Origin of the sequence: Paenarthrobacter sp. CCNWLY172, from assembly GCF_037402035.1 — a bacterium.
Classification (GTDB): Bacteria; Actinomycetota; Actinomycetes; order Actinomycetales; family Micrococcaceae; genus Arthrobacter.
Genome location: NZ_JBBEGB010000001.1, coordinates 295,281 through 308,037 on the forward strand (window position 1 = coordinate 295,281; position 12,757 = coordinate 308,037).

12 protein-coding genes are annotated in these 12,757 nt (G+C 63.4%); 5 read left to right on the top strand and 7 right to left on the bottom strand.

Annotation, left to right across the window (positions count from 1 at the left end):
* The first annotated feature begins 194 nt into the window (after positions 1–194).
* Positions 195–1,904 carry a 2-succinyl-5-enolpyruvyl-6-hydroxy-3-cyclohexene-1-carboxylic-acid synthase gene (gene menD, locus WBN73_RS01285; protein ID WP_337339284.1) on the top strand — a complete coding sequence of 570 codons (1,710 nt, stop codon included), beginning with the start codon at positions 195–197 and terminating at the stop codon, positions 1,902–1,904.
* A 109-nt stretch (positions 1,905–2,013) separates the two neighbouring features.
* Here the strand turns inward: menD and WBN73_RS01290 are convergent, their stop codons facing one another.
* The 4 genes from WBN73_RS01290 to WBN73_RS01305 form a co-directional block, all read right to left on the bottom strand.
* Positions 2,014–2,808, bottom strand: a complete 795-nt coding sequence (locus WBN73_RS01290; RefSeq protein WP_207594361.1) for an amino acid ABC transporter ATP-binding protein — start codon at positions 2,806–2,808, stop codon at positions 2,014–2,016.
* A gap of 11 nt (positions 2,809–2,819) precedes the next feature.
* Positions 2,820–3,611 carry an amino acid ABC transporter permease gene (locus WBN73_RS01295; protein ID WP_089595937.1) on the bottom strand — a complete coding sequence of 264 codons (792 nt, stop codon included), beginning with the start codon at positions 3,609–3,611 and terminating at the stop codon, positions 2,820–2,822.
* A 94-nt stretch (positions 3,612–3,705) separates the two neighbouring features.
* Positions 3,706–4,503, bottom strand: a complete 798-nt coding sequence (locus WBN73_RS01300; RefSeq protein ID WP_207594360.1) for an ABC transporter substrate-binding protein — start codon at positions 4,501–4,503, stop codon at positions 3,706–3,708.
* A gap of 158 nt (positions 4,504–4,661) precedes the next feature.
* Complete coding sequence (locus WBN73_RS01305; RefSeq protein ID WP_337339285.1) at positions 4,662–6,017, bottom strand: isochorismate synthase; 1,356 nt, start codon at positions 6,015–6,017, stop codon at positions 4,662–4,664.
* 91 nt (positions 6,018–6,108) lie between these two features.
* On the opposite strand from WBN73_RS01305, the gene WBN73_RS01310 reads away from it, so the two are divergent.
* The 3 genes from WBN73_RS01310 to WBN73_RS01320 are packed head-to-tail and all read left to right on the top strand — an operon-like array spanning position 6,109 to position 9,356.
* Complete coding sequence (locus WBN73_RS01310) at positions 6,109–6,870, top strand: demethylmenaquinone methyltransferase (RefSeq protein ID WP_089595934.1); 762 nt, start codon at positions 6,109–6,111, stop codon at positions 6,868–6,870.
* 29 nt (positions 6,871–6,899) lie between these two features.
* Positions 6,900–8,243 (top strand): geranylgeranyl reductase family protein, encoded by a 1,344-nt coding sequence (locus WBN73_RS01315; RefSeq protein ID WP_337339286.1) that lies wholly within the window; start codon positions 6,900–6,902, stop codon positions 8,241–8,243.
* A 9-nt stretch (positions 8,244–8,252) separates the two neighbouring features.
* Positions 8,253–9,356 (top strand): polyprenyl synthetase family protein, encoded by a 1,104-nt coding sequence (locus WBN73_RS01320; RefSeq protein ID WP_207594357.1) that lies wholly within the window; start codon positions 8,253–8,255, stop codon positions 9,354–9,356.
* A gap of 119 nt (positions 9,357–9,475) precedes the next feature.
* Here WBN73_RS01320 and WBN73_RS01325 read toward each other — a convergent pair whose 3' ends face one another.
* From WBN73_RS01325 to WBN73_RS01335, 3 genes are all read right to left on the bottom strand, one after another.
* Positions 9,476–10,345, bottom strand: a complete 870-nt coding sequence (locus tag WBN73_RS01325) for a type IV toxin-antitoxin system AbiEi family antitoxin domain-containing protein (RefSeq protein ID WP_337339423.1) — start codon at positions 10,343–10,345, stop codon at positions 9,476–9,478.
* 387 nt (positions 10,346–10,732) lie between these two features.
* Positions 10,733–11,158: a hypothetical protein gene (locus tag WBN73_RS01330; protein WP_280623335.1), complete on the bottom strand. Its 426-nt coding sequence runs from the start codon at positions 11,156–11,158 to the stop codon at positions 10,733–10,735.
* A gap of 13 nt (positions 11,159–11,171) precedes the next feature.
* On the bottom strand, positions 11,172–11,843 hold the full coding sequence (locus tag WBN73_RS01335) for a trimeric intracellular cation channel family protein (RefSeq protein ID WP_280623334.1): 672 nt from the start codon (positions 11,841–11,843) through the stop codon (positions 11,172–11,174).
* On the opposite strand from WBN73_RS01335, the gene WBN73_RS01340 reads away from it, so the two are divergent.
* Positions 11,844–12,626: a sirohydrochlorin chelatase gene (locus tag WBN73_RS01340; RefSeq protein WP_443193234.1), complete on the top strand. Its 783-nt coding sequence runs from the start codon at positions 11,844–11,846 to the stop codon at positions 12,624–12,626. It begins immediately after the preceding gene.
* The last annotated feature ends 131 nt before the right edge of the window (positions 12,627–12,757 follow it).

Consider the following 12,757-nt stretch of genomic DNA (forward strand, 5'->3'; position numbering starts at 1 on the left):
CGGCTTGCGCCACGACTGGTAGCGCCCGAGGTGCGGAACAACGGCGACACCCTAGTGAGAGAGGGATGTCCGATGTGGGCCGGGATGTGAGTGAGGGATGTCCGATGTGGGCCGGGATGTGAGTGAGGGATGTCCGATGTGGGCCGGGATGTGAGAGAACATTGAGGGCTCGCCTGCGCCAATAGACTGGAACGGTGACTTCCCAGGACTCTCTGACATCCATTGGTGCCGCCCGGATCGCCGTTACGGCACTGCTCGACGGCGGTGTGCGTCACGTGGTGGTGGCGCCGGGTTCGCGCTCCGCACCCATGGCCTACGCCCTCGCTGAAGCAGAAGCTTCGGGCCGCGTCCGGCTCCACGTCCGCATCGACGAGCGGGATGCTGGATTCACTGCCTTGGGACTGGCCCTCTCCACCCAAGCTCCCGTGGCGGTGGTAACCACATCCGGCACTGCTGTCGGCAACCTCCTGCCGGCCGTCATGGAAGCCAATCATTCGGCCGTGCCCGTGGTGGTTATTTCCGCGGACCGCCCGGAAGAACTCCACGGAACCGGGGCGAACCAGACCACCACCCAACTGGACCTCTTCGGCGATCACGTGAGATTCGCCGTCGACGTTCCCGCCGGCGACCATCCCCACAAAGCTGTTGCCACGGCTCTATACGCAGCAACCGGTGCCCTCGAGGACACCCCGCCCGGCCCTGTCCAAGTGAACCTTGCTTTCCGCGACCCCTTGGTGCCAGCCGACGGTGACGCGCTTCCGACGGCTGGGGGACATGGCGTGTTTCATTACGACGCCGGACCCCAGGCACTGGTTCTCCCGGAAGCATCCAGAGAACTCGCTGAGCGACGCACCGTGGTCCTCGCAGGTCACGACGCTGGCCCTGTGGCCGAGGCCTTCGCCCGCGCCCATGGCTTGCCACTGCTCGCCGAGCCGTCGTCCAATGCACGCTTTGGCCCGAATGCAGTGGGACCGTACCGGGTGTTGCTGGAGCACTTCGGGCCCCAATCAGCATCTCCGATCGAACGTGTGGTCTTGTTTGGCCGCGCCACTCTGTCCCGTCCCGTGGCCGCCTTGCTGGCACGCGAATCAGTAGAGACAGCCATCTACCAGCCCGTTCCTGTTGCTTGGTACGAAGCCGGCCGTCGCCGCGAAGTGCCCATCGAAACCCTTCCCGAGCTAGCAGAATTCGCCGGCCGCGGGTCAACCGAATGGTTGGATTCCTGGCTCCTCGCCGGCGCTGCCGCCCAACACGGCTTGGATGGAGTGCTCGCGGGGGAGACCCTTGCCAGCGGCCCATCCGTCGGCGCCACGGTTTGGGAGCATTCCCGCGGGCAGCTGGTGCTCGGGTCCTCCAACGGCATCCGCGACGTCGACCTCGCCGGACAACCCCACGCCGAACCGGTTGCCAGTGTTTACGCCAACCGCGGCCTCGCCGGCATCGACGGCACCATCGCCACAGCCACAGGCATTGCCTTGGGCAGCGGACGCGAAACCACGGTCCTCCTGGGCGATGTCACCTTCCTCCACGACGCCGGGGGTTTGCTCCTCGGCCACGGTGAACCTGTGCCGGACCTGCGCATCGTGGTGCTCAACGACTCCGGCGGGGCGATCTTCAGCCTCCTTGAGCACGGCGCCGTGGAGGACTCAGGCGCCTACGGCACCGCCGTCGAACGCTTGTTTGGCACCCCGCACTCAGTGGACATCGCGGCACTCGCGGCGGCGTACGGTATCGGACATCAAGCGGTAACTACGACGGCGGAACTTGCCTCGGCGCTCAAGGCGCCGCTCAAGGGACGCACCATTGTGGAGGTGAGCGTGGACCGGACGGGCCTGCGGGCGCTCCATGCCCGGATCAAGGAGGCCATTTCGGCTGCTGTGGGCCAGGTCCTCACGGCGGGCTAAGCCCGGCCCGGGATGGCTAAACCCGTCCGCGCCTTACCCAACGCAAAACGGGCGGGCAACACCCACAAAAGGAGTGCCGCCCGCCCGTCGGCGGAGCAAAGCGAAGGAGCTAGGCTTCCTCCACACCAATGTGCGTAGGATCCAGGACGCGGCGCAGGAATTCCTTGGTGCGGGGCTGGGTGGGGGCGCTGATGACGTTTTCCGCCGGCCCTTCTTCGACCACAACACCGGCATCCATGAAGACCACGCGGTCGGCCACTTCCCGCGCAAAGCCCATCTCGTGGGTCACCACCAGCATGGTCATGCCTTCCTGTGCCAGCTTGCGCATGACGGCCAGGACATCGCCCACGGTTTCGGGGTCGAGGGCAGAGGTGGGCTCATCGAAAAGCATGAGCTGCGGGTCCATGGACAGCGCGCGGGCAATAGCTACGCGCTGCTGCTGGCCACCGGAGAGCTGGTCCGGGAAGCGGTCGGCGAGGTGTCCCAGGCCCACGCGCTCCAGGTTGTGGCGCGCTACGTCCGAGGCCTCGGACTTGGAACGCTTGAGGACCTTGGTTTGCGAGATGGTGCAGTTGTCCAGGACGCTGAGATGCGGGAACAGGTTGAAGTGCTGGAACACCATTCCAACGCTTTGGCGCATCTTGTTGAGGTCTACGTCGGGGTCGGTGGCCTCGAACTTGCCCACGTTGATGGTGCCGGCGTTGGGCTGCTCGAGCAGGTTAACGCAGCGAAGGAGGGTGGACTTGCCGGAGCCCGAGGGCCCGATCAAGCAAACTACCTGACCAGGTTCAACGGTCAGGGAGATCCCTTTGAGGACCTCGTTGCTGCCGTAGGACTTGCGAAGGTCTTTGATGTCGACGCCCGCAGCGCGAACGCCGGACGTGCTCCCAGTGGAGTTATTCATGACTGTCCTGCCTATCGCTTCGTCCGCGCGGAGCGGCTTTCGAACTTCCGTGCCAGGAGGCTCAAGGGGATGGTGATGACCAAGTAGAAGGCGCCGGCCACGAGCAGCGGCGTCAGGCCGGCGCCGAGGCTGGAGATGCCGTCGCGCCCGAACTTGGTGAGCTCGTACTGGGACGCAGTGAGACCCAGGACGTAGATCAGCGAGGAGTCCTTGGTGAGAAGGATAATCTCATTGGTGAGCGGCGGCAGGACGATCTTGAAAGCCTGCGGGATGACGATCGAAACCATGGCCCGCCACTGCGGCATGCCCAGGGAACGGGCTGCTTCCATTTGACCCTTGGGTACGGCCTGGAGGCCTGCACGGAGGGTTTCAGCGATGTACGCCGCTGCCACCATACCCAGCGAGACCATCACGATGATGTTCACGTCCCATTGGATTCCGAAGGCCAGTGGAACGCCGTAGCCGAAGGCGATGAAGACCAGCAGTGCGGGAACACCCCGGAAGAACTCGATATATCCCGTTGCGAGCCAGCGGTACAGCGGGAAGGACGAGAGCTTCATCAGGGCCAGCAGAAGGCCGCCGGACAAGCCCACCACGAATCCGAGGAACGTGTAAATCAGGGTGTTTTTGAGGCCCACCAGGAAGATGTCCGGGAACATCGGCCCGATTTTGGAGAAGTTGAAGACGCTGGTGCCAATCGTCTTCCAGTCCACAGCGAGGATCACTGCGGCCACGGCCACGACGAAGATTCCGGCCTGGACGTACAAACTGACTTTGGCTCGTTGACGTGCAGTCATTGCCATGGGGTTCTCACATTCATGTTGCGCAGGTGGGGCCCCGAAACAACGTGTCGTTTCGGGGCCCGCCTGCGTGGATCTGGGGGAGCCTGGGCTCGGACTACTTGGTGGCTTCGCCGAACCAGGTGGTCTCGAACTTCTTGAGGGAGCCGTCGTCGGTGATGCGCTTCAGCGTGGCGTTCACGGCGTCCGTCATGGCGGTGTTGCCCTTCTTGATGGAGATGCCCAGCTTCTCGCCCGTTGCGTAGTCTTCAACGCGCTTGAGGTTGGAGTCGTCCTTGATGGCGTAGCCCAGGACGGACTGGTTGCCGATTGCGGCGTCGATGGTGCCGGCCTTGAGGGCCTGGACCAGGAGGCCGGAATCCTCGAACTGCTGTGCGTCGATTCCCTTGTCCTTGGCGTACTGGGCACCGGTGGTGGCCTGCTGGACGCCTACCTTCTTGCCCTTGGCGCCGTCGATGTTGCTGATGCCGGAGGACGAGGTGGCCACGAGGGTCAGGTCGTCATCCAGGTAAGGGGTGGAGAAATCCATGACGTTTTTGCGGACGTCGGTGATGGAGATCGAGGAGATGGACACGTCGCAACCGGTCAGGGCGGTGCCGGTCTCGATTGCTTCGAAGGAGCTGTCCACCACGTTGAGTTCGGCCTTGACGTCCTTGGCGAGCTCGGCTGCGATGTCCATGTCGAAGCCGACGATCTTGCCGTCCTTCTGGAATTCGAAGGGCTCGTAAGGAACGTCCGAGCACACAGTGAGCTTGCCGGCGTTGATGAGCTTGAGGCCGGAGGCGTCCGTGGCAGCCGGGGTGGACGAGCCACCGCAGGCGGTGAGGGCCAGTGCGCCGGCTGCGAGCACAGCGGCAATCTTGGTGCCGGACAGAACCGAACGGGAGATCTGCATGTTGTTTACCTTTTGTTGCGGTGGATGCTGAACTGAGTCGGTTTTAGTGTAGCGCCGAACGTGAGATGTGCATCACAGGAAACGAAGTTTCACTATTGGATAACAAGTCTACGCACTTATCAACCATGTCCGAGAGGGATCTGTCTGGAATCCCAGATTCAGCGGCGGATACCCAGCGCCTCAAGCATCGGCCGGAATTTCGCCCATGTTTCCGCCAGTTCAGCTTCCGGCTGGGAGCCCTCGACGATGCCGCACCCTGCGTACAGGCGCACCGTGTTGGCGTCCTCGATCACCGCGCCGCGAAGCGCTATACCCCATTCGCCGTTGCCGGCGGCGTCGAGCCAACCGACCGGCCCGGCGTACGGGCCCCGGTCCAGGTGTTCGAGTTTGCGGATCAACGCGCCAGCCACCAGCGTCGGGGTTCCGCACACTGCCGCTGTGGGATGCAGGGCATTGATCAGGGCCAAACACGTGGGCACGTGCCCCTCGATGTCCGCCAACTCTGCCTTCACGTCGGAGGCCAGGTGCCAAACGTTGGGCAACTCAAGAATGAAAGGTTCGCTGTGCGAGTTCATCGCTTCCGAGAAGGGAGCCAACTGTCGCGTCAGCGAATCGATCGCAATTTCGTGCTCATGCCGCTGCTTCTCGGATCCAGCCAGGACACGCTCCGCATATTCCATGGGGGAGCCGTCCATGCCGTCAGCGTCACGTCGATCCAGGGTTCCGGCCAGCACACGGGCCTGTGCGGTGCGGCCCTCCACCTGAATCAGCATCTCTGGCGTTGCGCCCACCAGACCGTCCACGCCGTACGTCCAGCACTCGCGGTACCTTGCGGCGAGCTGGCGAAGTACCTCCGCAGCGTTGACGCCCTCCGGAAGGTTCGCGACGACGTCGCGCGCCAACACCAGCTTCTCCAGTTTCCCGGCGCGGATCTCCTCCACGCCGTTGGACACTGCCTGCATCCACGCGGCCTCGCTGAGGGAACCATGGCTGAGGTGGCCGGCGGAACCGTCTGCGGCAATCACCTCAGTTGAGGGCACGACGCCGGACCCTCCTGCCGCTGGATCCTCACCGTTCGGTTCCGGTTCAGTCAGCCAGCGGTGCACGGAGGCGAGGACGCCCGCTTCGGTGAGGGCGGCGTCGTCGAACGTTAATTGGGTTGCCCAGGCGCGGCCATCGCGGATTCCCACCACCAGCTCCGGGAGGATCAAACGGGACACGTGCGGGGAGGTCTTGGAGAAGGCGAACGAGCCGAAAGCCACCGGGCCGGTACCGGGAAGCTCCACGTGATCAGTGATTTCGGCCTCAAGAATGAGGTGCCGCCACCAGATATCGGCCTCAAGGAAACGCTCGGGCCCGGTGGCATTGAAGCGGGTCAGCTCGCCGTAGCCCACCAGTCCAGCCTCGCGGCGCGACCAGCAAAGAACGTCGTCCCGCACCAGAAACGACGGCAGCCCCCCGGAGGATGATTCAACATCGAGGGGGACTGTCAAGGTGCGGAGCGTGCTCGTCATGATGGAACAACAGTACTCCCGAGGACAACCAGAATCTGAGCCGACTTCTACAGCGCAGCAAAGTCGGCTGAATGTCTGAGACAATTACAGGGTGAACCGAGCATCCTTGGAAAAGCGTCCGGACGAAGTTGCGACGATGTTTGATGATGTCGCCCCAAAATACGACGTCGTGAATGATGTCCTGTCCATGGGGCAGACACGGCGTTGGCGCCGGATCGTGGTTGATGCCGTGGATGTAAAGGTTGGCCAGAAGGTCCTGGACCTTGCTGCCGGCACCGGCACCTCCAGCGAACCGTACGCAGACGCAGGCGTGGACGTTGTGGCCTGCGACTTCTCCCTGGGCATGCTCAAGGTCGGCAAGCGCCGTCGCCCGGATATCGACTTCATCGCCGGTGACGCCACCAACCTGCCGTTCGCGGACAACAGCTTCGATGCTTCCACCATCTCCTTCGGCCTGCGCAACGTCGTTGAACCGCGCAAGGCCCTCGAGGAAATGCTGCGCGTCACCAAGCCCGGCGGCCGCCTGGTCATTGCCGAGTTCTCGCACCCCGTAGTGCCGCTGTGGCGCAACCTCTACACCGAGTACCTGATGCGCGCCCTCCCGGCCATCGCCACCAAGGTTTCCTCCAACCCGGACGCCTACGTGTACCTCGCCGAGTCCATCCGTGCCTGGCCGGACCAGGACCACTTGGCGCAGTGGCTCAGCGACGCCGGCTGGACCGACATTACTTACCGCAACCTCAGCGGCGGCATCGTCGCCGTGCACCGTGCACAGAAGCCCGCCGAGCACCGCGAAAGTGTTCCCGTGGCCAAGCTTCGCCGCCAGATCAAGCCGCGCCAACAGGCCGGCTGACCCCGTACCGCCTGCTGATTTAGGACGACGTGAAAGTACTGATTGTTGGCGCGGGCCCGGCCGGGTCCACCGCCGCGTATTACCTCGCCCAGGCGGGCATCGACGTCACGGTGCTGGAAAAGACCTCTTTCCCGCGTGAGAAAGTGTGCGGCGATGGCCTCACCCCGCGCGCCGTCCGCGAGATCCAGAAGCTTGGGCTGTCCCACGCTGTGGAGGACGGGTGGCGCCGGAACAAGGGCCTCCGCCTCATCGCCGGCGGGCGCACCATTGAACTGCCTTGGCCCGAGGTTTCCGACTTCCCCACGTATGGCCTGATCCGCACGCGTCTTGGCTTCGATGAATCGTTGGCCCGGCACGCCGAGGCCGCTGGCGCCGTCGTTCTTGAACGCCACAGCGTTACCTCCGCTTTGACCGCCGACGACGGTCGCGTCATCGGCGCACGGGCGTCCATCCTTGACGAGTCCGGACGCAAGACGGGTGAAACGCGCGACTTCCATGCCGACGTCGTCCTCGCCGCAGATGGCAACTCGACGCGAACCGCCGTGTCGCTGGGGATGCATAAGCGCGACGACCGTCCGCTGGGCGTCGCAGTACGTACCTACTTCACGTCCCCCCGCCATGACGACGACTGGATGGAAGGCTGGCTGGAACTTCCCGGCAAATCCGGCAAGCCGCTGCCCGGCTACGGCTGGGTCTTTGGTGTTGGCGACGGCACCTCCAACGTGGGCCTGGGCATCCTGAACTCCTCCAAGGAGTTCGGCAAGCTCGACTACAAGCAGGTTCTGCGCGAATGGACCGCCGGTATGCCCACGGAATGGGGCTTCACCCCTGAAAACCAGGTGGGGGAGATCCGCGGCGCCGCGCTGCCCATGGGCTTCAACCGCACCCCGCATTACTCACCCGGGCTGCTCCTGCTGGGCGACGCCGGAGGCATGGTGTCCCCGTTCAACGGCGAAGGCATCTCCTACGCCATAGAGTCCGCGCGGTTCGCGGCAGAGTTCCTGATCGACGGTGCCGCGCGTTCGGCTTCAGCCGGTTGGTCAACGCACGACGCCGACGCGCACCTCTCGCGGTACGCGGACTACGTGCGGGACCAGTGGGGATCGCACTTCACGCTGGGTCGGGCCTTCGCATTCCTGATCGGCAAGCCTGCCGTGATGAAGCTCGCCCTGCGAACCGGGATGCCGATTCCTGTGCTGATGCGCTTTGTGGTCCGGATGCTCGCCAACCTCACCGACCCCGCCGCGAAGGGCTTCGAAGACCGTGTCATCCGGGTCCTCGAGATGCTGGTTCCGGCCACGTCCAACACTTCCTCTGCCCGTGCCCTGACGCCGGCAGGCTCCGACACCGCGGTTTCCGCACCAACTAGTTAGGGTTAACCCGTGACGAACTCTGCCGAACACAGCTGGACTCATGCCGGGCACGGCTTGCCGCAGGCTGTTGAGCCTGCTCCCAACACCACCGCGATCGCAACGGGACTCCAACTGCCAGCCGGTTTTGCCGCTATTGCCGGAGATCCGGAGCTGGGTCCTGCCATCACCACCAACCTCGCCCGGGTGGAGAAGAAGCTCCGCGAAGCCATCTCCAACTCCGACCCCCTGGCTGATGCAACGTCGCGTCACCTGGTTGAAGCCGGTGGCAAGCGGATCCGCCCCCTGCTCACCCTGCTGTGTGCCCACCTCGGCGATGCTTCACGTCCCGAGGTTGTCCAAGCTGCGGTAGTTGTGGAGCTTACGCACCTCGCCACGCTCTACCACGACGACGTAATGGACTCCGCTCCCTTCCGCCGCGGCGCTCCCACGGCCCATGAAGTCTGGGGCAACTCGGTGGCCATCCTCACCGGTGACCTGATTTTCGCCCGTGCTTCCATTTTGGTGTCCGAGCTCGGCTCCCGCGCTTTGGGCATCCAGGCACGAACCTTCGAACGCCTGTGCCTCGGCCAGCTCCACGAAACCGTGGGCCCGCGCGAAGACGAAGATCCCGTGGACCACTACCTGTCCGTCATCGCGGACAAGACCGGGTCCTTGGTGGCCGCATCCGGGCAGCTCGGTGCGATCTTTGCCGGCGCCGATGAAGCCTACGAGAACCTGCTGGTTGAATACGGTGAGAAGGTGGGCGTTGCCTTCCAGCTCGCCGACGACGTCATCGATGTCACCGGTGTGAAGGTCAAGTCCGGCAAGTCCCCGGGCACCGACCTCCGCGAAGGTGTGCCCACGTTGCCTGTGCTGCTGCTGCGCCGTGACGCCGCTGCAGGAGATGCCTCGGCCACTGCTCTCCTGGAATTGATCGACGGTGACCTGTCTTCCGACGCCGCCCTGGCTGAGGCCGTGGCCGGACTGCGCGAGCACCCGGTGACCAACGAGTCCTGGAAGATCGCCCGCCAGTGGTCCGCGGAAGCCGTCGCCGCCCTGGCCCCGCTGCCCGAGGGAGTGGTGAAGGCCTCGCTGACCAACTTCGCGCATGCCGTGGTGGACCGCAGCAGCTAGGTTTTGCGTTGGTTCCTGACCTTGTTTGAGCACACGACGGCCGCTATGCACCCTCATTGGGTTGCATAGCGGCTGTTGTGGTCCCAAAGAGGGTCAGGACGCCACACTTTCCGCTCACATCACGACGCCGGTACCCACTTTGGCGTCCAGCGTGACGGTCCGAAACGCCCGTCTTCCCTGTTATTCAGGACTTCAAGCACCTCAGCCACCATCTTTTCCGGATGGTGAACGACGTCGGAGTAGTAATAGCGAAGGACAAGGAAGCCGCCTCGCATGCTCGCATTGTTCCGGTACTGGTCCTTCTTCACCTGCCTGCCTTCCAAGTGAGTGCCGCCGTCGAGTTCGATGACCAGGGAACCGTTGATAAGGCAGTCGACTTCGCCGACGCCGGGCAACTGAACATGCATGCGGACCAGGAGTCCGGCCCGCCGAAAGTGGGTGTGCGCCAAGACTTCCAGTAAGGAGTCTGCCCGAGGCAAGACCAGATCGAGTATCTGCCGGGCCCGTCCATTCCGGTTCCCGGGAAGTCTTGACCTGAGAAAGTCAGGGCCCAGCAGGGCCTGACTTACGGCACTCTGAACCAAGACCAGTGACTCGAGCTCAGGCCGGCACCTCAAAGCATGCAGCAGCACATCGGCCACACCAGCAACCGGAAGATAAGGGTGCCGGGGATGGGCGCAGGAGGTGTGATCAATGATTGCCGGAGCGGGAACACCGTTGCCGCAGCTGAGATGGAGGTCTTGCGGCTTATGAAGCAGCCACAGTCCGTAAAACTTCGCTGCCGAGATGCACGTCAGTCTGGCATTCAGTCGAAAGGCTGCAACGACGTCCGGGTCTGCCCCCTTGGCAGCGTAGACGCCGCGTTTCAACCTGGTGGCCAGCCCGGACTCGATCGCGGCAGCCAGCTTTCGCTCAGTGAATCCAGCTCGTTGCAGGTCGAGTGTGCGGGCGACTCCGTGTCGGAGACGGAGGAATTCGACGAGGTCCATCTGGCCATGGTTGCCGTGCTTGCCGGGGTCCGGGATAGGCATTTCGTCGTTATGTGGATAACTCAACGTTGCTGTAAATCGATCACGGGATGCGAAAAAATACATTGACCTGGAAAGTTGCATATGTGACAGGGTTGTCATAAGCTATTCACGGATCCACTAAATGCCTCCGGTGGGTCTGATGCGAACGGAGATTGTGGTCCCGGTTCGGTGCAGCGTATGACTCGTAACGTTGCAACGAACCGGGGCCATTCCTTTTTGACCTCAAACTCCGTGGCGTCCTGACCTTCTTTGAACACAGAACAGCCCCTATGCAACCAATAGAGGGTACATAGGGGCTGAAAGTCGTTCTAACAGGGTCAGGAAGCCACGGAGGCCCCAGGGGAATCAGTCTTCGTCGTCGTTGAAGGCCCACTCGAACATGTCGAACACGAACTCGGAGAACGTGCCTTCCTCGCTCTTCCACTGACCGCGGGCGTTGTTGCGGCGCCAGACAATGGGATCGGGGATGCTGAGGTCGGCGGTACGGAAGCCCCAAGTGAACTGCTCGTCTTCATCCTCAAGGAACATGAGGAAACCTTCGTCATCGACTTCGAGTTCCTCGGGGTCCCAGAAGTAGTGGTACGCCTCCATGAGGTCCTCGCAGCCACCGATTGCGAGGTAGAACTCGCGCAGGACCAGCGGGATGGTGAACGTGTGATCGGAGAGGGCGTCGTCCAGTTCGTCGGGCGTGAGGCCGTCTTCTTCCTGCCATTCATCCTCGAGATACTTTGGGACCAGCGCGCGGAACTTCTCGAGGAACATGTCAGTCATGTACTTATCCTAGCTAATCCCGGGCACCCGAAATTGCGCCCGGGCCGGCGCCGGGGCGGTGCCAGCCACGAACGGCCAGGGGTACGTGCCAGCTGCGTCGCCAGGCCGTCACGCGGAAGGCGAAAACAACCGCTGCCACAACGCACGCATGGAGCCCAGTGAACGTACCCAGATGCCAGAGGAGGGTGGTGAGGCCTGCCCCCACAAACGCCGGAAGCGCATAGAGATCGCGGGCGTTAAACAGCGTAGGAATTTCGTTCGCCGTAATGTCGCGCAGCAGGCCTCCGCCCACCGCGGTGGTGACACCGAGCAGGATCGCGGCCACGGGGTTCATTCCGGCAGTCAGGGCCTTCAGCGTTCCGGTGATGCAGAACAGAGCCAGCCCACCGGCGTCGAACAGTGTTAACAGGGACGTGAAACGCTGGACCGAGGAGAACAGGAAGTAGACCAGCATCGCAGCGAGCAGCGGGGGAGCCAGGTAGGCGGGATTTGTGAAGGCAATCGGGGGACCGACGTTAATGACGATGTCGCGGATCACGCCGCCGCCAAGGGCAACAATGGAGCCGAGGAGCACGGAGCCAACGATGTCGAACTGTTTGCGGGCGGCCAGCAGGGATCCCGAGACCGCGAAGAAGAACACGCCAACCAGGTCGAGCCAAAGGAGGACGATGTCGATGGAAATCAAGTGGACGGGTTCTTTCTGGCTGCGACTCTCAATAGATGCTGGCTCAACGTTACGCTAGCTCCCATGAACAGCCCCGTTTTGATCGCTTGCGCCCACGGAACCCGGAACGCCGAAGGGCAGGCGGCCATCCGTCGCGTAATGGCGGAAATTGAAGCCCTCCGTCCCGGGCTGCGCGTGATTGAGGCGTACGTCGACGTCCAGGAACCCGAGCTGGGCGGCGTGGTGGAGGGCCTGCCCGAGGGGACTGCCGCCGTCGTCGTCCCGCTTTTGCTGTCCACCGGCTTCCACATCAAGGTGGACGTGCCCAAGGCCATCAAGACCCGCCCGGAGGTAGTGGCCGCACGGCCGTTGGGTCCGGACCCGCGGCTCGCTGAGTTGTTGGCCACACACTTGCGCGCGGCGGGGCTGCAGGAGCACGACGGCGTCCTGCTGGCTGCCGCGGGATCGTCCCTTCCGGACGGCTCGATTGATTCGGAAGAGCAGGCGCGACTGCTCGCCGAGCTGCTGCCGAACAAGGTGCGGGTGGCCTATGGTGCCAGCGCACAGCCAACAGTGCCCGACGGCGTCGCCTCCTTGCGCGCCGAACTCGCCGCCGAACCGAGCGGACCGAGCGGACCAGCAGGCAGGGTTTTCATTGCCTCGTACCTGCTGGCGACAGGCTATTTCCACGATCAGTTGGCGAAGGCCGGCGCGGACGTTGTCGCGGCTCCGTTGCTGCCGTCAAAGGTGCTCGCGGAGATTGCGCTGGAACGGTACGACGCAGTGTTGGAAAGGCTCTCCTAACCTTTATTCACGCGGAAAAGGGGCAAATCGACCTGCACAAAACAGGCCCTCCGGACAAGGCCGCTGGCGTGTTCGTGACGAAATGTTTCCCTAGGTGACTTAGCATTTCCGGACCTTTGCTGGCGAAATCT